The following is an 18,304-nucleotide window of genomic DNA, read 5'->3' as shown; positions in this document are numbered from 1 at the left end:
TCGCGCTTGCGGGGGTACGGGCGATATACACTAGGTAACGCTCGATGTCCGCTCGATCGCGCCGCAGTGCTGGAAAATTCACTTCGCCGCGATCATTGACGTAGTTGTGCAGCACCCGTGCGTATGTCTGGATCGGCAATTCGCCCTCAACATCATCGATTAACTCCGGTAGCTTGACCAGCGACGCGCAACCCGAGAGGGTAATTTGCACTAAGAGGACCGCAACCCAGGGGCGTTGAGTTGTCACTTGCATGGTCCTTGAGGTGTTCAGGCACTGCGTTGGTCCGACACGCTGTCCGGTTTAACAGTGTCGCCCAGGATAGCCTGCCGCTGCCTGCCTCTGAGATATTTGCGGGGGAGATTTCGCGGAGCGATGTCTCGGCCCTGCAACGAGCCTTTAACGGCTTCGCCGGCCGTGGTCACGCCGGTCAAGGGATCCCACAGCCGTTCGCCTTCCGCGGTTGCCAGCTTTAAGGGCCGGAGGATGTAGGCGTCCCGTTTGGCGTTGTGCAGACACATCGAGATGGGGCCGTCGGCCGAGGCCACCATGAAAACGCATCCGTGCACGCGTTCACGCTCGAGCCGGCAAGCATCCATGAAGTCATGGATGAAAAACGACAGTTTATTGATGCGGCCGCGGGCGGCCCAGAGATCCGCTCTGGCGGCCCATAACGTCCGGCTTAGCCAGCGTATTCCTTGCCGCCAAAGTCCGGGGCTCAGCGCAAAGGCCTTGATCGCGGCATGGACAGCGGCCCGGCGATCTCTGCGATCGAACCGTACCTGCGCGGTCTGATTCATGAGAGGCACGATAAAGGCCGGGGCGTCGAAGAACGCGTAGAGATTGCCGTTGATTTCGAAGGCCATCGCGTAGCGGTTGCAGCGCGGGTGCCCGACCATGAAGGTATCAAAGCGCAGATCGGTGCCAGCGCCTTGGTTGATCTGATCGACCACGGTGTTCGAGGTGATCCCGGCGCCGCGCGCTCTCAGCACGCCGCGGCCGGTATCGGCTTGCGGCTGAAACGAGGCCATCCGTACCACATCGGCGTGCCTGCGAAAGAAGCGCACTAGGGCTGGGATCTCATGAAAATTGCCTTCGAAGACGCTGGTGTTAAAAAACACCGAAAGCGGTAAGCCCCGCGCGCGTTCGATGTATTGCTCTCGAACTGCGTTGAGCTCAACTTCGGAGCCATAACCCTTCCTTTGCTGCGTCAAATCGACGTGGAAGGCGACATCGGTGAGTCCCGCCTCGCAGAGCGCCGCGAGCAGCGCGCGGGTGGCACGGATGCCGTTCGTGAAGAGCGAAGCCCGCATGCCGTATCGGGTGATCCGCTGCACGATCTGGATGAGCTCGGCCCGGTTCCTGAGCGTCGGATCGCCGCCCGTCACCTGTACGTCCGTATTTTCTCCGTAGCGTTGATAAATCATCTCGATGCGGCGAAAGACTTCCTGGAGGGGTACATCCTTGACCGCCTCCGAGGTGTCCGAGAGATAGCACAGCGTGCAGTCGAGATTACAGCGCTGAGTGATTTCGAGCGCCACGCAGCCGATGTTCCAGCGCTTGCCGGCGATCTGCTCGGGCGTCCAGCAGCCGATGTCCAGCAGGCGCCCGCGCAGGGCTTCCCGACGCTGGGCGGGCTCCGGCAGGCTCGTGTAGGGCGGCCATGCGTGAATCTCTTCGGAAGTCAAGTAGTTGACTTCAAGACCCTCAGCGGAACAGAGCGGGCCCGCCGGCGGCCTCTTGCGAGGCTCAAAGCTCGTAGGCTCCGCGAGAGCCGAACGATCATTTCGCCACCGTGTGTTCATCTCCGCGGTAACCTCTGACATCGTTCAAGGCCCAATCATAATCGACAAAGCGGATCTTTGCCTGTTGGCTCCGAATCAGGGTTTGTCCGCCGGGATCATCGGTCAGCAGCTCCGCGTACTTGGCGAAAAACTGTTCTCGGGACCGGATCCCTTGGAAACCGCTTGAGAAATCTTCACGGTACCAGTCGAAGATCTCGGACACTTCCAGGGTATGGGTCGCGCCATCATAGCGATTGCGCGAGCGGTCCGAGAGAAACCGCACGACTTGCTCCTCGAGCTGTACGGCCAAGCGATCGGCGACGTAGGCTTCCTCGCGCAGCATCGGGCAGCCGATAGACGCGCAGTTAACCGCCGTGTGGATGCGAGGTTCGTCATAGACGCCCGGGGCGCGAATGACGCCGTGTTCGATGCCGTCCAAATGCTGCTCTTGGCCCAGCAGCTTGAAGAAGCGCTTTTTCCACGGGTTGTCGATAAACCGTCCGAAATCCCGGATCGACTCGAGATCTGGATAACGCGTGAGGATCAATTCGACGGTGAAGGCGTTGTAAGCATTGAGCAGAAACGCGAGTTGTTGCGCTTTGCTCCAATGTTCGAATTCCGGTAGCGTCACGGAGGACAGCGTATCCAAATACGCTTTCAGCTCGGTACGTTTGTTTTTGAACTCGGCATAGCGCACCTGAGAGCCGCTGCCGCCGTCGATCAAGACGACGTGCTGGCGTAACAATTCGGTCCACGCGCCGTGCCTATGATCGAAACTCCCGCCGGCGGCGTAGCCTAGCGGCAGTAGGGTATAAGCCAAGATAGCAACGAGTCGCTTCATCGACGTACTGGATACGCCTCAACGGGACAGGCGTTGCGCGAGGCCGGTGAGCCGCCGGGCCGCCTTGACGGTGTTTACGGCAATGGCGAGGGCTTGCGGTTGGCCGATGACCACCACCAGGCGCTTACCGCGCGTTACGGCAGTATACAAGAGATTGCGCTCGAGCATCGGGTAGTGCTGGGTGGCCAGGGGCACGACCACCGCCGGGAACTCCGAGCCTTGGCTCTTGTGGATCGAGCACGCATAGGCAAGAACGATCTCGTCCAGCTCCCCGAAGTCGTACTCGATCTCTCGACCACTGAAACCGGCGCTGAGCACGCCCTCGTCGAGATCGATATGGGTGATCCGTCCGATATCGCCGTTGAAAACCTCCTTATCGTAGTTGTTCACCATTTGAATGATCTTATCCCCCGGCGTGAAGCGTGAGCCGAAGCGTTCGACGGCGGGCGCGCCCGTGGCATTGAGCCGGGCCTGGAGCGCGGAGTTCAAGGCGCGGGTGCCGAGCGTGCCGCGGTTCATGGGAGTGAGGACTTGGAGATCGCGGATCGGATCCAAGCCGAAGCGCTTAGGAATGCGTTCGGCCACGGACTCGATGAGCTTGTCGTGGATCGCCTCGGGCGATGAGGCGGGGAGAAAATAGAAATCGCTCGGCTCGCCCGCGGGCGGGTATTCGGGCAGCCGCCCTTGGTGGATGCGGTGGGCGTTGACGATGATCCGCGATCGCGCGGCTTGACGGAAGATCTCGGTAAGCTCCACGGTCGCAACGCGCCGTGATGCGATGATATCGGCCAGCACCGCCCCGGGACCGACCGAAGGGAGTTGGTGGACGTCGCCGACCAAGAGCAGCGCGCATGCGTGAGGCGCCGCCTTCAGAAGCTGATGCATCAAAACCACGTCCACCATCGAGACCTCATCCACCACCAGGAGATCCGCATCGAGCCGGTGCTCGGCGTTGCGCTTGAAGCCACGGAACTTCGGATCGAACTCCAGCAACCGATGGATCGTGCGGGCGTCATAACCGGTGGATTCCGCCAGCCGCTGCGCCGCCCGGCCGGTCGGGGCGCAAAGCAGGAAGCGCACGCTTTTAGCACGCAGCGCGAGCAACACGCTTTTGACCAGCGTCGTTTTACCGCAACCGGGGCCGCCGGTGAGCACGGAGACTTTGCTATTCATTATTGTCGCGAACGCCGCGCGTTGGGACGCCGAGAAGGTGATCCGCGAGCGCTCTTCGACCCAGGGAAAGGCTTTCTCCGCATCGATCCGTTTCCAGGCCGGCGGCCCTTGGAGCAAGCGCCGCAGATGAGCGGCAACCCCCGTTTCCGCATCATGCAACGCGCCCAGATAAACCGCGTCCACGGTGTCGATCGGTTCCGCAATGAGATTCCCTTCCCGGATCTCGTCATCCACCGCAGCTTGTATGACGGGTCGCGGGATCTCGAGCAGCGTGACCGCGGCATCCGCCAAGGTTTCGCGCGGCATGGCGCAATGCCCCGCGCCCGCTTGTTCCTGAAGGACATGACGGACACCGGCCTGGGCCCGCATTTGCGAGTCGGAGGGGATCCCGATCTTTTGCGCTAAAACATCGGCGCTCTTGAAGCCGATGCCGTGAATGTCGAGCGCCAGCCGATAGGGGTTCTCGCGCACGCGCTCGACAGCGGCCTCCCCGTACGTCCTGTAAATCCGTACGGCGCGGCTGGTACCGATCCCATAGGATCGCAAGAACACCATGATTTCGCGTACCGCCTTCTGCTCGGCCCACGCGCCGAGGATCCGCTCTTGCCGCTTGGGACCAATGCCGGGCAATTTTCTAAGCCGCTCGGGATCGCGCTCGAACACCTCGAACACCCGCTCACCGAGCGCTTCGATGAGCACCTTGGCGAAGTGCGGGCCGATGCCCCGGATCATGCCCGAAGCGAGGTATTTCTCGATGCCTTCGAGCGTGCTCGGAGGAACGATTCGCAGCTCCGCGGCGCGAAACTGCCGGCCGTAGGTGGCGTCGTTGATCCAATGGCCCGTGCTTTCGAGAAACTCCCCCGGATGGACCGCCGCGGCGCTGCCCACGACCGTCACCAGATCCCGCTGCCCCCGGACGGTCACGCGCAGGACGCAGAAGCCGCTCTCGGGACTATGGAAGGTCACTCGCTCGATAGTTCCCGATAGACGCTCGCTGCTCTGCGAACTTTCGGTCTGCATTCGGCGGATGATACCTGGTGTTGATTGTCCTTTGCACTTTTACAACATAACCTCGTGGGGCGGGTAAACAAAGTTAACCCGCGAAAAAACCCCCGCGGGAAGACCGGCACACTGCCGCGCCTCACGCACCGGTTCCGCATTAGGGCACTTCAAAAAATACCCTCTCCCTCCGGGAGAGGGTTAGGGAGAGGGGATGAAATGCTATGATTTTTATCTCCCATCCGCATCTTCTCCCGACGGGAGAAGTTATCCTTCGCAATCTGTAGAAGTACCCATTAGCTGGCCAGAATCATCATAAAAGCTGATAATACGTGCAGCGATACATGAGAAAAAGGATAAACTCGAAGCTTGCTTGACGATGAAGACATAAGCATGCACGGATGACGACCTCGCGGTATCTCGCACACAGCGCTAACGCGGCGGGCCATACGCACGGCCTGAAGGATCACTTGGCCTGCGTGTCGAAGCTCGCCCAAGCGTTTCTAAGGGGGTTCCCAGGTTCGGAAGAAGCCGCCCTGGCCGGCCTTCTACACGACCTCGGGAAGTATGGAGACCGCTTCCAGGCACGGCTGCGCGGCGAAGATAAAGGGCTCGATCACTGGTCGCAAGGTGCCTGGTTCGCGCTGATGGAATATAAAGCAGTGGCCGCGGGCCTGGCGATACAGGGCACCACATCGGTCTGCAATATCTCAGCAAAGACGGGTGTAGAGGTTTCGACCTGCAAAAGCTTAAGCAGAATCATCCGTTGCAGTTGTCCCTAAGCAGCAACAGTCTGGACGAATTGAAGAACCGGCTTGCCGCGGATGGGATATCGGCTCATCAACCACAAGGCACGATCTGTGGAATGGATTTGTGCAGCCGCATTGACCGCATGCTGGACATTCGCCTACTGTTCTCGGCGCTGGTGGACGCGGATTTTCTGGACACCGAGGCACATTTCGAGGGTGACAATACCGGTAAGCGCTACCGGAAACCGGGACTTGAACTGCAACCTGAGCGCGCGTTGGCGCTTCTTCTTTCCCACATCGAACGGCTCCAGGCAAAGACCCAGGCAGACCACCGGGTAGCCGACGTGCGAGCGGCCTTGCATGAAGCGTGTCTTGATGCAGCAGAATTGCCGACGGGCCTCTTCACCCTCACCGCCCCCACTGGCAGCGGCAAGACGCTCGCCATGCTTGCCTTTGCCCTGGCTCATGCCAAGAAGCATGGCCTGCGACGAGTGGTCGTGGTGATCCCGTATCTGTCCATCATCGAGCAGACTGCCCAGATTTACCGAGACATTTTTGCACCTCATTTTGGCAACGAGTATGTGTTGGAACATCACTCGCTGGCCGGGGGCGGTGCTGAACCAAAAGAGAATCAACGCGACAACGAAGGCAATAACACCGAAGATCCCGAGCGCCGACGCCGATTGCTTGCGGAAAACTGGGATGCGCCATTAGTCGTCACGACCAGCGTGCAGATGCTGGAATCGCTGTTTTCCAACCGGCCCTCCGCCTGTCGGAAACTGCACCGTCTGGCGCGTTCGGTCATCCTGTTCGACGAGGTACAGACCTTGCTCACCAGCCTCGCCATACCGACCTTGGCCGCGCTTTCCCATCTGGCCCAGGCTCATAGCTCCAGTGTGGTGTTTTCAACGGCTACGCAACCCGCCTTTACTCATCTCCATGAAACGGTAAAACAACATTGCGCTGGTGGTTGGCAACCCCGCGAGATCGTCCCGGAGCCGGCCAAGTTATTTACTCCGCTGCGACGGGTTGAGGTAAGTTGGGGCGAGCCTGAGCAAACCATGTCCTGGCAAACAATCGTCGAGCAACTACGCCAGCACTGCCAATCTCTGTGCATCGTCAACCTTAAGAGGCACGCCAAGGCGTTGTGGGAACTGCTGCAAGAAGGGGATGCCCTTGTCCTCTCCACCAATCTATGCCCGGCCCATCGCCGTGAGGTCTTGATGACCGCGCGACAGCGGCTCAAGGATCAAAAACCTGTCCGGCTCATCGCCACTCAGTGTATCGAGGCGGGCGTGGATGTAGATTTCCCCGTGGTGTGGCGCGCCTATGCGCCGCTTGACGCCATCATCCAAGCGGCTGGGCGTTGCAACCGGGAAGGAAAACGAACGGAACTGGGTAAGGTGTGCGTGTTTCTGCCGGAAGAGGAGCGCTACCCGCCCGGCGGAGGTTACGAACAGGCGGCGCAAGTCACCAAGATGCTGCTCAAACGCCATGGCAAGGAGCGCATGGTGCGGGATGACCCCGAGTTCATCACGGCCTATTACCAGGAACTCTACGGAATTGCCAGGATCGGACAGCATCCGAAAACCCAGGCGTTGCTGGACTATGTGAAAGCCGGGGCCTTTCCAGAGATCGCCAGGGGATATCGACTGATCGAGCAAGACACCATCAATATTTTGGTCCCCCATGATCCCTGTGTGGACGAGTATCAAAGGCTCTGCGAGTGGGCGGATAAATACGGCTTGACTCGTGATTGGATTAAGCAAGCGCGCCCGCTGACGGTAAGTTGGTTTCGCCCCAAACAAGATGACCCGATCTGGGACAGGCTGCTGCCGGTCCAGCAGTTCAGGCGCGGGCGGCGGGACACCCAAGAGGACTGGTTTATCTATGCGATGAAAGAACATTACCACGGCTCGCTCGGCTTGAACCCGCCGGGCGAACTCAATGTTTGGATTGCTTGAGGGAGGAATTTCTATGCACGGCAAAACGCATTGTCTCGAAGTCTGGGGCGACTTCGCCTGCTTTACTCGCCCGGAGATGAAGGTGGAACGCTTCAGCTATCCGGTCATCACGCCATCCGCCGCGCGCGGCATTTTCGATACGATCTACTGGAAAAAGTGCTATGGATTTTACTGGCAGATCGAGCGGGTGGAGATTTTGAATCCGCCCAAGTACATCGCGTTGAGGCGCAATGAGGTCAAGGACAAGGCGCCCAATGAAAGTACCATCTTGAAATGGTCTGAGGGGAAAAAGCCTATTGAACCGATTTGGGCTGATGCCAATTCAGATTTTTTCCTGAAGGAGGGCGGTAAGAAAGGTGATGATCAGAAGGGTCGTACCCAGCGCCAGACGATGGCGCTCAAGGACGTGCGTTACCGGTTGTATGCGCACCTATGCTTGCGTGGAGAGGCGCAAGGGTCCCGCGCCTTGGACGCCCAATTCGAGCGCCGCGCGCAAGCCGGAGGCCGAGCCGATTGGGCTAGATTTGGACTTGGGCTGGATGCTCTACGATGTATTCGATTTAAGCCGAGCAAATGAAAGCGACTCCAAGCCCAATATCAGCGTGTTTCATGCGCAGGTCTTCAAAGGTGTGATGGAGGTGCCGGCGTATGCAGCCCCAGCCGTGAAAAAAGGCGGCGAGGAGATGAGCCATGCTTAATCTGGTATTGAAGCAAGCCGGTGAATCCGAGCCCGGCTTTGCCCGCAAGACCGTGAATGGGCCATCACATGCACCGGCGACGGGCGGTTCACCGGGGTGGTGCCGCTGGGTGAAAGGAAAGGCCGAACGTTCGACAGCTGCCCGAATCTATCACAACCTGAACTGGTCGGCGGCGGCGAGCCTAGAGCGCATTTCCTGGCGGAACGATTGGACACGGTGGCGCTATATCTAGACAGCAAAACCGACGAAAAGGACCGCGAGAAGTTTGCCGCCAAGCATGATTACTTTGTGAACCTGCTTGGCAGCGCGGCGACAGAGCCACCGTATCTGAGCGCAGCCTCCACCCTCCTGACTGACACCGATGCACTGGAGGCCATCCGAGCTGAATTGACGCGGCTCAAGGCCAAGCCAACGGAGAGCGCCACGGTGATTGTTGACGCTATCAATCCGTTAGAACGGGATGAATGGCGAGAATGGTGGCGGAATTTTCGATTGAGCCTGCGCGCACCGAAAACCAACTCAGTGAAAATGCGTTGCCTAGTGACCGGTGATGTCATAGAACCCGCCACCACTCACCCCAAGATTAAGGGGTTGGCCGGCGTCGGCGGCCTGGGAACGGGCGACATCATGGTCGGATTCGACAAGCAGGCGTTTCAATCCTACGGTCTAGAACAATCCGCGAACGCCGCGATGTCGGAAGAGACCGCGACGGCCTACACCGAGACCTTGAATCGACTCATTGCCGAAAAAGGCACCAAGCTCGGCAAGACCTTGGCGGACTACTGGTACACGGAAAGCGTGGCCGTCGAAGACGACCCTCTGGGCTGGCTCAAAGAGCCGCCTGAACAGACCGCCGCCAGTGCCGAACTCAAAGCACACGAACTACTTATCGCGATCCGCACAGGCAAACGCGCGGATTTGTCCAATAACCGCTATGTCGCTTTGCTGCTGTCCGGGCAGGCCGGGCGGGTCATGGTGCGCGAGTTGATGCAAGGCACGTTCGAGGCGCTGACCGCCAACGTGGAAAGCTGGTTCAGAGACTTGGCTATCGTGCCGCGCGATGGCAAGGGACTGGCAGCGCCACCCAAGTTTCTGGCCGTGGCCGGTAGCTTGGTGCGGGACCTCAAGGACCTGCCTTCCCCCTGGTTGCAGCAACTTTGGCGTGGCGCGGTCACCGGTGGCGTCATTCCAGGGGCAGCGCTGGCGCAAGCGACCTTGCGCGCCCGCATCGATGTGATTAACGACCAACCCGCGTCCCATGCCCGCATGGGACTCATAAAGGCTTATCTAATTCGCCAAGGAGACACTGCCATGCACCCCTACCTCAACCCTGAACACCCTCATCCGGCTTACCACTGCGGTAGGCTGTTGGCTGTATTAGCCCGTTTGCAACGGGCCGCGCTCGGCGACGTCGGCGCGGGCGTGGTGCAACGGTATTACACCGCTGCCAGCCAAACGCCCGGTTTGATCCTGGGGCGGCTCACCGCCAACGCTAAAAACCATTTGAACAAACTGGAAGGGGGACTCGCCTATTGGTACGAAAACCAGCTCGCAGAAGTCATGAGCTGCATTCGGGACAGTGTGCCTAGAACCCTCGCCTTAGAAGAACAAAGTCTCTTTGCTCTAGGGTATTACCAGCAATTGGCTGCTCTCAACGCGGGCAAGAGCAACAATGCCAATGGGGAAGTCACGACCTAAGACCAAGACTAATCAACGGCCACAAAACAAGGAGACATTGTAATGTCCATTTCTAACCGCTATGAATTTCTTTTTCTATCTGACTGTGAAAACGGCAACCCCAACGGTGACCCGGATGCCGGCAACGCCCCGCGTATCGACCCGGAGGATATGCGCGGGCTGGTGTCCGATGTCGCATTGAAACGGCGGGTGCGCAATTACGTGCAGCTTGCGCGTGGGAATCAGGATCCCAATGCTATTTTTGTGGAGCACTCGACAAATCTAAACAAACCCATCGCATTGGCGCATGAAAAAACAAACGGTGCTGTTCCAAAGGAAGGAAAAGCAACCAAGCGTCAGGCTGGCGAAGCAAGAAAATGGATGTGTCAAACCTTTTACGATGTGAGAACCTTTGGTGCGGTAATGAGCACCGGGGCAAACGCCGGGCAGGTTCGCGGCCCTGTGCAGTTTTCTTTCGCCCGTTCAATCGATCCTGTTTTGCCCCTTGATATTGGGATTACCAGAATGGCGAAGACGCCAACGACGAAGGAAATCAAGAGCGATGCAAGCTATCAGGAGCATGTAGAGTGGGAAGCGAAACAACCCGAGGACGAACTCCGCACTATGGGCCGCAAGAACCTGATCCCTTACGGCCTCTATGCCGCCAAAGGTTTCGTCAGCGCCAATCTGGCCCAAGGCACCGGTTTTGGCGATGCCGATCTCGATTTGTTCTGGCAAGCCCTCGCCAATATGTACGATCACGACCGCTCGGCCAGCAAGGGCATGATGGCCTGCCGTGGGCTATACGTCTTCAAGCACGTCGGCCCGACTCGGACCTGGAACAGCGTAAGCGTCAGGCGATGTTAGGCTGTGCACCAGCTCAAGCCTTGCTCGATCTCGGCAAGGTGATCGACATACACAAGAACGAAGACGAAATGAAAAAGGATGGCGTCACTAGCCCGCGAAAAATCTCTCACTACGGAGTGCGCGTAACCCGCGACCGGCTACCGGCTGGCGTGGAGCTTTGGGTGTGGGATGACTCCCAAGGCAGGCTCGTTAAGCACGATTAACCACCTTTTGAAAGTCCATCGTATCTGGCTCCATTGTCATCTGACCTCCAAGAGAAAACGCCATGAACATCATGCGTGTCACGGTGAGCGTCACAAATTTACGAAAGGACAAGCCTCCGTACCAGGCGGAATTTGTGGTTGATACGCGCGCGATCGATTGCTTGGCACCGGCTTCGTCATTGGAAGCGGCCGGCATCGAGATCGAGGGGCGTGATGTTTACGACCTCGCGAACGGCGAAGTCGTGGAATATCCCTTCGGTTTTGCCCGCATCAGCTTTATGAGCAGCGAAACCGTCGCGCAGATCATCTTCGGCCCCAAGGATTGCGAACCTATTTTGGGGACGGTAGCCTTGGAGAACACCGGCATCAAAATGGATCCAGTGTCGGGCGCCCTCAAGCGGATGGCGGCCAAACCCTTGAAGTGATGCTCTCTGGCTAACCCTTAGTCACGAAAGCGACGAGCGATGCCCTTGACCCGGCGCACGGGGGTGCTCGACATTAGCGCAAGATTCGGAAGACGGCAACCTGATTGATCTTGCCAAACTCGAAGGCGTGACGGCTCCACGTCGGTTTCAAGGTTACAATGTGATGATTCGTCATGAGGGCATACCCAACACCGTCGAAGTCTGGGTTTGGAATGCTAATCGGAGTAACTTAGTCGAGACGTAACTGAAGAAGTCAACCGATGTGGTCACAAACCATTCCTCCCACGAGCCGCCAGCTCACGGTGGAAATTCCTGACGCCTTCTTGAATCAGCCCGTCGAGGTCGTGCTCATTCCCAAGCATCTTTCAGATGACACAGAAACCCGGCGAAAGCAGATCGACGCCTTCGTCGATCAATTCCAAGCCGACGTCAGCCTGCTGCGTTATTCCCGCGAAGAACTTTATGAGCGGTAATCCGATTCTCGGCACGAATGTGAACTGGCGCGACCGCATCGTTTCCAATCCCGATATCCTGATCGGCAAGCCGACCATCAAGGGTACGCGGATATCCGTGGAGCTAATCCTCGGCTGGCTGGCCAATGGCTGGACCTTCGATGACATTCTGGCTTCCTACCCACACCTCACCCGCGAGGACATCCTTGCGGCGCTGGCGTTTGCGGTCGAGATGCTGATGAATACATCGCCATCCACAAGGCGACGGCATGACGGTGCGCTTGCTGGTCAATGAGAATTTTCCTATACCCGCCTTGCGGGTACTGCGCGAACGTGGGGTAGACGTGGTGGCGATTATCGAAACGATGCCGGCTGCATCGGATGAGACCGTGTTGGCGATGGCCCGAGAACAGGCACGCTGGCTGGTGACCTTTGACCGCGATTATGGAGAACTGGTGTTTTCCCGGCAGTTGATTCCGCCTCCGGCAATCATACCTGCGCCAGGAACCGTACCCGCCAGTACGTCCGGCAGCCATCCTGCTCGATTTGATTGCCGATCCGGCGAGTGCCGAGGGGTATTTCGTCGTCGTCGGCGAGCAAACGGTGCGTCGGCGACCACTGCCTTAAGCGTGGACAATGGTGGACGATCCAATCCCCATCTCCGCCCTCAACCAGTACGCCTACTGCCCGCGCCGTTGTTATCTCATCCACGCCGAAGGTGAGTTCGAGGACAACGTGCACACGCTGCGCGGCACGCACGAGCACGAGCGCGTGGACCGGCAGCGACACGAGGTGAGCGCGGGCGTGCGGGTCGAGTATGCTCTGCCGGTGTGGGGCCGCCGGCTGGGCCTGTCCGGCCGCTGTGACGCCGTGGAGTTTCATCCGGACGGAACGGTCTACCCCGTCGAGTACAAGCACGGTAAGCGCCGCCGCTGGATCAACGATGATTTGCAGCTCGCGGCGCAGGCGCTTTGCCTTGAGGAGATGCTCGAGCGAGCCATAACAAAAGGTGCCATCTATCACCAGCAGTCACGCCGGCGGCGGGAAGTGATCATGAACGAAGCGTTGCGGCGCGAGGTGGAGATCACGGTGGCTGCGGTAAGAGTGTTGCTCTCGAAGAGAGAGCTGCCACCTATCACCGAGGATCCCAGGCGTTGCGGGGAGTGTTCATTGCGCGAGATCTGTCAGCCGGATCTCGCGCGGGCAGCATGCGAGATCATGGGAATCAAGGCCCATCTTTTCGAGCCGAAGACGAAGCCCTGTGACGGAACTCCGTATGCCACTCTATACTTGGCGGTTAAGTAATACATTATGCGGGAGGCCGAAATGAGCGAGATATTTTTCTTGGTCGAGCAGGCTCCGGAGGGGGGATTCACGGCGCGCGCTTTGGACGCATCCATCTTCACGGAAGCAGACGATTTAGAGAGTCTGCATCTGCAGGTCCGGGATGCAGTACGCTGTCATTTCGAGGGCGAGCAAGCGCCACGCTTCATCCGGTTGCACTTCACATATGAGGAAGTGATCGCGGTATGAGACTGCCTCCGCGAGGAACCGCATGACCTTGCTTCTGAATACGCTGTATGTAACGACACCCGAGGCCTACCTGCGGCTCGAAGGGGAGACCGTGTGTGTGATGGTGGAGAAAGAAAAGCGGCTGCAAGTGTCGATGCACCACCTGGGTGGGATCGTCTGCTTCGGCGATGTGATGTTGAGCCCGGCGCTGCTCGGCCGTTGCATGGCGGACGGGCGCAGCGTCGTGTGGTTGCAACGCGGCGGGCGCTTCCAGGCGCGCGTCGAGGGCCCGGTCAACGGTAATATACTGCTGCGCCTAGCGCAGTACCGGACCGCCGACGATGCGGAGAAAACGCTGGAGTTGGTGCGCGGTTTCCTGGCTGGGAAGCTCCGCAACAGCCGCACCACTTTGCTGAGGGGCGCGCGTGACAGCGAAAACGAAGGCGACAAGGCCGCCCTCGTGCAGAATGCGCGGCTCATCGCGGGGCATTTGCGCAAGCTCCCGCACGCATCTGATCTTGATGCGTTGCGCGGCGAGGAACGCAACTCGGCCCGGATCTATTTCCAGTCGTTCCGCTACCTGATGCGCGACCGCATCCGTGACGAATTCGCGTTCGAGGCACGCACGCGCCGTCCGCCACTCGATCCCATGAATGCGCTGCTGTCGTTCCTCTACGCGGTCCTTCTCAACGATTGCCGCAGCGCCGTGGAGGGCGTGGGACTTGATCCGCAGCTCGGGTTTCTGCATGCCGTTCGGCCGGGACGCATGGCGCTCGCCCTGGATATCTTGGAAGAGTTTCGCTCGGTGATCGCCGATCGGCTCGCGTTGACATTGATCAACCGAGGGCAGATCCAGATCAAGCACTTCGATAAGCGTCCTGGGGGCGCCGTCCTTCTGAACGACGAGGGCCGCAAGCTTGTCATCGGCGCTTACCAGGAACGCAAGCAGGAAGCCCTCGTCCACCCCGTACTTGGCCAGCAGCTATCGATCGGTCTTTTGCCGCACGTGCAGGCACGCATGCTCGCGCGCTATCTGCGGCGCGACGCGCCTGCCTACGTGCCGTACCTGCATCGTTGAGCTTGTCGTCGTGTTGATATTAGTCGCCTACGATGTGTCCACGGAAACGGCGGAAGGACGGCGGCGGCTGCGCCGCGTAGCCAGGGTATGTCAGGATTACGGGCAGCGCGTCCAGAAATCCGTTTTTGAATGTAAGGTAGATGCGGCGAACTACGCGGTTATGGAACAGCGGCTTCTCGATGAAATTGATTTCGCGGAGGACAATCTCCGTTTTTATCGTCTCAATGAGCCTTTGCAAGAACATATTAAGGAGTTCGGGCACTTCAAAGCCGTGGACTTCGACGGACCGCTTGTGGTTTAGCGCGAACCTCAAGTGGCGGCTGTTTGGCTGAAAGGTTCGCGCCGAGCGCAAGCGAGTGATTGGAAATGCTAAAATCAGCATGTGTATCGCTCAGAGGCAAGGATGTTCAAGACTATTCGGCAGGTTCGCGCGCACTGCCGGAATTACTGTTTATACACCGGAGGTTGCGCGCGGGCAGTATCGCCCGTTCATTTGAGCGGGCGCGGATTGAAACTTTCTAGATAGCGATTGATAAACCAAAGCCCGGCCGTATCGCCCGTTCATTTGAGCGGGCGCGGAAGCTGCGCCGCGGGAGTTTGCTCTCAATCAAACGGGTGGCCGAGGAGCGCCGATAAGGGCAAACTGAGCGATAACGCACAGCTCAATTGCTTGTCGCCCCGGATATGCGCGTTCTCCATCGAAGATCCGCTCAAGCTGCTGCTCGCGGGCCTTCGGTACCGTAACCACGGCTTGCGGCGCCGCTTCGCCCTTTAATCTACAAGGTCTGGTTATCGCGTTCATCGCCAGTACCACGTTACAGCGTCAGGATGCGATACGACCCGGGAAGCTTTCTAACAACGTCTAAAGGCTCATGGACGACGCCATTCCCTTTTCCGCCCTTATGCATTGCCAATGTTTTTGACTAGAGAGCGTCGTAAATATCTATGACATAATAGGCGCCACGACGATCCTTTATACAGACCATATATTTAATAGTTTATTGTAATAGCATGTAATAAAGTGGACACAAAGTATGACATAAACGGTGACATAAAAGAAGCCACGTATTTAGAACAACGGGTACAGACGCACCGGTCTGGATACTTCGTCTTTAACGTCGGGGTTAACGTTGACACTATCCGATCATTACTAGATCGAGTGAATGACGCTCAAGAGCGGTTCTGCAGTGTTCCCGTCTTGCCGGACATCGCTACTCGACTTGACAAGGAAGTCATTGTTTCTAGCATCTTTGGAACAAATACGATCGAAGGCGGTACGCTCTCTCAAGCGGAGACCGCTGCACTCCTTGACCTTGAAGAAAAAGCGGAGGTAAAGGAAGAAAAAGAACGACAGGTTACGAACATTCGTGATGCTTATGGTATAGCCGAAAACTTTGCTAAAACTGTGGTCACAGACGGAGCAGGCGCGATTCACTTAAAGGAATTTATGATCACTGATCTCCATGCAACGATTACTGACGGCCTAATCCATCCTCGCAATGTACCCGGACAGTATCGCGATAATGAGAAGGGAGACTTAATAAGAGTTGGTGATGAGGAACACGGCGGCGTCTATGTGGCGCCAAAATGCTTGGATGATATACAGCTTCTAGTAAAGGGGTTTTTAGATTGGATTAATAGCGACGAGATTCGTGTATTAAACCCCTTAATTAGGGCGCCTTTAGTTCATTATTATTTTGAGAGGATACATCCCTTCTGGGATGGAAACGGTCGGGTTGGGAGGGTGCTAGAAGCTTTGGTGCTCAAGTGTTCCGGTTTCAAATATACTCCCTTTGCAATGTCTCGGTATTACTTGGAGTATATTGATGAATATTTCACCCTGTTTAATGTTGCCCGTAAGGCTGCAGAAAAGCATGAAACGTATCCGAATACAGCATTTGTAGAGTTCTTCTTAGGAGGGATGCGTGAAGTCATTAACAAACTACACAATCGTGTTAATACGATGGTAAGCGGGTTACTTTATCAGGTCCAAGTCAATAACATGTTCCAAAGTAAAACGATCAATATGCGGCAACTCGCGATTCTAAATAACCTGTTGGCGGTCGACTATGATCTGAATAAACTTCAATCTCAGCCATGGTACAAGGGGCTATATAGCAAACTAACAACTCGCACACAGCACCGCGATCTTGTCCAGATGATCGACTTAGATTTAATTCAGGTTGCAAAGGGTAAAAGATAAAACTCGTATTACCCGGACTTTGATTTCCCCACTGCGCTTGCGCAGCCTTGCTAGCTATTCTTTGGCGTTGTTCCGGCGGCAACCTCTCTGCCCTGGCCTTGCCACCCAGCGTGACACAGCCGCTTCGGCAGACATCGAGCGCGCGTGCTCCCCTCCGTGTTAGACTTTGTCCCGGAGAATGTCGATAGATTCGAGATAAAACGAGGAGCGCGCCGTGGACCCATCGCTGTCTCTGCCCGTGGGCAAGTGTATCCTGGCGGTGGTTCTCGCTGCCGCCGTCGCCGTTTTTTCATCATTACGCGGCCTGAATTCGATGGCCGATATCGCGACACCGGGAGTACTGCTGGCGTTCACACTGCTGGGCTTGCTGGCGCTGGCGCTGGCGCTGGCGCCGGTGCGCTACCGCCGGCTGCGATTCGAGAGCATCAAGCGTGAATAACGCGCGCCGCGACGGGCTCCTTCCCGATGATGCGTACAACCGCGAGCTGGCCGCGAACGTCCGCCCGAGTAACTGGATTAATCCACAGCCTTCCGGAGCGTACAACCTGGCCGTCATCGGGGCGGGAACGGCCGGGCTCGTGACGGCGGTGGTGGCGGCGGGGCTGGGCGCGAAGGTGGCGCTGGTCGAAAAAGCGCTAATGGGCGGTGATTGCCTTAACGCGGGCTGCGTCCCTTCCAAGGCCTTGATTCGCGCCGCGCGAGCATCGTCCGGGCTGCGCAACGCGGAGGAGTTCGGATTGCGGATTACGGGCGAGGTCGGCTACGACTTCCCCGCGGCCATGGCGCGCATGCGGCGGCTGCGCGCACGCATCAGCAACAACGATTCGGTTGAACGTTACACCCGCCTCGGGGTCGATGTTTACTTGGGCGAAGGGCGCTTCACCGCAGGGGACCGGATCGCGGTTGGGGACCAGACGCTGAACTTCAGAAAAGCAGCGGTCTGCACGGGTACGCGCGCGGCGGCGCCGCCGATCCCCGGTCTCATGGAAGCCGGCTATCTCACCAATGAAACGGTCTTCGATGTGACGGCGCTACCGCGCCGGTTAGCGGTCGTCGGGGCCGGGCCGATCGGCTGCGAACTGGCGCAGACCTTCGCTCGCTTCGGGAGCGAGGTCTGGGTGCTAGAACGCGCCGAGCGTATCCTCGTGCGGGACGATCCGGACGCGGCCCGCGTCGTGCAGCAGCGGATGGAAAGCGAGGGAGTAAAGTTCGCATTGAACGCCGACATAAGCCAGGTGAGCCGCGCTGAACGCGGAAAGATTCTAGGCTATGAAACACAAGGCCGGCGGCAGGAATTGTGTGTCGATGAAGTCCTCGTGGGCGTAGGCCGAGCCCCAAACGTCGAGGGCCTGGGCTTGGAAGCGGCCGGGGTCGATTTCGATACCACGGCCGGCGTGCGCGTGGATGATCGTTTGCGGACCACGAATCCTTCGATTTACGCCGCCGGTGATGTCTGCTCCGCGTACAAATTTACCCACGTGGCCGATGCTTTGGCGCAAATTGTGATCCAAAACGCGCTTTTTCCTCATCCCTTTGGGTTTGGGCTACGCCACCACGCGCTCGCTCCTCGTCCCCTGGTGCACCTACACCACGCCCGAGATTGCCCATGTGGGGATGGATGCGGCTGCTTGCGCCGCGCGGGACATGGAAACCGAAACCTATACTTACGATCTGGCCGAGG

At 58.1% G+C, this 18,304-nt stretch carries 19 protein-coding genes and 1 pseudogene; 16 read left to right on the top strand and 4 right to left on the bottom strand.

Annotation, left to right across the window (positions count from 1 at the left end; all coding sequences use genetic code 11):
- From M3436_12360 to M3436_12345, 4 genes are all read right to left on the bottom strand, one after another.
- The coding region (locus M3436_12360; GenBank protein MDQ3564893.1) for a hypothetical protein at nt 1-247 on the bottom strand (247 nt) is incomplete at its 3' end.
- A gap of 20 nt (nt 248-267) precedes the next feature.
- On the bottom strand, nt 268-1,686 hold the full coding sequence (locus M3436_12355) for a radical SAM protein (protein MDQ3564892.1): 1,419 nt from the start codon (nt 1,684-1,686) through the stop codon (nt 268-270).
- 94 nt (nt 1,687-1,780) lie between these two features.
- Nucleotides 1,781-2,623 (bottom strand): DUF547 domain-containing protein, encoded by an 843-nt coding sequence (locus M3436_12350; protein ID MDQ3564891.1) that lies wholly within the window; start codon nt 2,621-2,623, stop codon nt 1,781-1,783.
- Between the two features lie 18 nt (nt 2,624-2,641).
- Nucleotides 2,642-4,816, bottom strand: a complete 2,175-nt coding sequence (locus M3436_12345; GenBank protein MDQ3564890.1) for an ATP-dependent RecD-like DNA helicase — start codon at nt 4,814-4,816, stop codon at nt 2,642-2,644.
- A gap of 380 nt (nt 4,817-5,196) precedes the next feature.
- Here M3436_12345 and M3436_12340 point away from each other — a divergent pair, with 380 nt between their 5' ends.
- From M3436_12340 to M3436_12265, 16 genes and pseudogenes are all read left to right on the top strand, one after another.
- Entirely contained in the window at nt 5,197-5,577 is a 381-nt protein-coding gene (locus M3436_12340; protein MDQ3564889.1) for a CRISPR-associated endonuclease Cas3'', read from the top strand.
- An 83-nt stretch (nt 5,578-5,660) separates the two neighbouring features.
- A complete protein-coding gene (gene cas3 / locus M3436_12335) occupies nt 5,661-7,508 on the top strand; it encodes a CRISPR-associated helicase Cas3' (GenBank protein ID MDQ3564888.1) in 1,848 nt (615 codons plus the stop codon).
- 13 nt (nt 7,509-7,521) lie between these two features.
- A pseudogene (cas5c, locus tag M3436_12330) lies at nt 7,522-8,206 on the top strand (type I-C CRISPR-associated protein Cas5c).
- Between the two features lie 99 nt (nt 8,207-8,305).
- Nucleotides 8,306-9,904: a type I-C CRISPR-associated protein Cas8c/Csd1 gene (gene cas8c, locus M3436_12325; protein ID MDQ3564887.1), complete on the top strand. Its 1,599-nt coding sequence runs from the start codon at nt 8,306-8,308 to the stop codon at nt 9,902-9,904.
- Nucleotides 9,905-9,946: 42 nt separating this feature from the next.
- On the top strand, nt 9,947-10,750 hold the full coding sequence (gene cas7c / locus M3436_12320; protein ID MDQ3564886.1) for a type I-C CRISPR-associated protein Cas7/Csd2: 804 nt from the start codon (nt 9,947-9,949) through the stop codon (nt 10,748-10,750).
- Nucleotides 10,744-10,953, top strand: coding sequence for a hypothetical protein (locus M3436_12315; protein MDQ3564885.1), 210 nt, complete (start codon nt 10,744-10,746; stop codon nt 10,951-10,953). Before cas7c ends, M3436_12315 begins: the two co-directional genes overlap by 7 nt.
- Before the next feature lie 62 nt (nt 10,954-11,015).
- A complete protein-coding gene (locus M3436_12310) occupies nt 11,016-11,378 on the top strand; it encodes a clan AA aspartic protease (GenBank protein ID MDQ3564884.1) in 363 nt (120 codons plus the stop codon).
- A gap of 260 nt (nt 11,379-11,638) precedes the next feature.
- The gene (locus M3436_12305; protein ID MDQ3564883.1) at nt 11,639-11,851 is read left to right on the top strand and encodes a hypothetical protein; all 213 of its coding nucleotides are present in this window, start codon (nt 11,639-11,641) and stop codon (nt 11,849-11,851) included.
- Nucleotides 11,852-11,870: 19 nt separating this feature from the next.
- The gene (locus tag M3436_12300; GenBank protein MDQ3564882.1) at nt 11,871-12,125 is read left to right on the top strand and encodes a DUF433 domain-containing protein; all 255 of its coding nucleotides are present in this window, start codon (nt 11,871-11,873) and stop codon (nt 12,123-12,125) included.
- 341 nt (nt 12,126-12,466) lie between these two features.
- Complete coding sequence (gene cas4 / locus M3436_12295; protein ID MDQ3564881.1) at nt 12,467-13,135, top strand: CRISPR-associated protein Cas4; 669 nt, start codon at nt 12,467-12,469, stop codon at nt 13,133-13,135.
- Between the two features lie 21 nt (nt 13,136-13,156).
- Nucleotides 13,157-13,363: a 2-oxoisovalerate dehydrogenase gene (locus M3436_12290; protein MDQ3564880.1), complete on the top strand. Its 207-nt coding sequence runs from the start codon at nt 13,157-13,159 to the stop codon at nt 13,361-13,363.
- Between the two features lie 22 nt (nt 13,364-13,385).
- Nucleotides 13,386-14,420: a type I-C CRISPR-associated endonuclease Cas1c gene (cas1c, locus tag M3436_12285; protein MDQ3564879.1), complete on the top strand. Its 1,035-nt coding sequence runs from the start codon at nt 13,386-13,388 to the stop codon at nt 14,418-14,420.
- Between the two features lie 10 nt (nt 14,421-14,430).
- Complete coding sequence (gene cas2, locus M3436_12280) at nt 14,431-14,721, top strand: CRISPR-associated endonuclease Cas2 (GenBank protein MDQ3564878.1); 291 nt, start codon at nt 14,431-14,433, stop codon at nt 14,719-14,721.
- Nucleotides 14,722-15,579: 858 nt separating this feature from the next.
- A complete protein-coding gene (locus tag M3436_12275; protein MDQ3564877.1) occupies nt 15,580-16,623 on the top strand; it encodes a Fic family protein in 1,044 nt (347 codons plus the stop codon).
- Between the two features lie 214 nt (nt 16,624-16,837).
- On the top strand, nt 16,838-17,062 hold the full coding sequence (locus M3436_12270; protein MDQ3564876.1) for a hypothetical protein: 225 nt from the start codon (nt 16,838-16,840) through the stop codon (nt 17,060-17,062).
- A partial coding sequence (locus tag M3436_12265; protein MDQ3564875.1) for an FAD-dependent oxidoreductase occupies nt 17,055-18,304 on the top strand: 1,250 nt, incomplete at its 3' end. The genes M3436_12270 and M3436_12265, both read left to right, overlap by 8 nt.

The sequence above is a fragment of the Pseudomonadota bacterium genome (genome assembly GCA_030859565.1).
Lineage (GTDB): Bacteria > Pseudomonadota > Gammaproteobacteria > JACCXJ01 > JACCXJ01 > USCg-Taylor.
Note: the sequence above shows the minus strand (reverse complement) of the source record. Positions and strands in the feature narration are given on the sequence as shown.

Coding starts and splice junctions, on each gene's coding strand:
- M3436_12350 (MDQ3564891.1), bottom strand. CDS start 2,623: ATGAAGCGACTCGTTGCTATCTTGGCTTATACCCTACTGCCGCTAGGC.
- M3436_12345 (MDQ3564890.1), bottom strand. CDS start 4,816: ATGCAGACCGAAAGTTCGCAGAGCAGCGAGCGTCTATCGGGAACTATC.
- M3436_12340 (MDQ3564889.1), top strand. CDS start 5,197: ATGACGACCTCGCGGTATCTCGCACACAGCGCTAACGCGGCGGGCCAT.
- cas3 (MDQ3564888.1), top strand. CDS start 5,661: ATGGATTTGTGCAGCCGCATTGACCGCATGCTGGACATTCGCCTACTG.
- cas7c (MDQ3564886.1), top strand. CDS start 9,947: ATGTCCATTTCTAACCGCTATGAATTTCTTTTTCTATCTGACTGTGAA.
- M3436_12315 (MDQ3564885.1), top strand. CDS start 10,744: ATGTTAGGCTGTGCACCAGCTCAAGCCTTGCTCGATCTCGGCAAGGTG.
- M3436_12310 (MDQ3564884.1), top strand. CDS start 11,016: ATGAACATCATGCGTGTCACGGTGAGCGTCACAAATTTACGAAAGGAC.
- M3436_12305 (MDQ3564883.1), top strand. CDS start 11,639: ATGTGGTCACAAACCATTCCTCCCACGAGCCGCCAGCTCACGGTGGAA.
- cas4 (MDQ3564881.1), top strand. CDS start 12,467: ATGGTGGACGATCCAATCCCCATCTCCGCCCTCAACCAGTACGCCTAC.
- M3436_12290 (MDQ3564880.1), top strand. CDS start 13,157: ATGAGCGAGATATTTTTCTTGGTCGAGCAGGCTCCGGAGGGGGGATTC.
- cas1c (MDQ3564879.1), top strand. CDS start 13,386: ATGACCTTGCTTCTGAATACGCTGTATGTAACGACACCCGAGGCCTAC.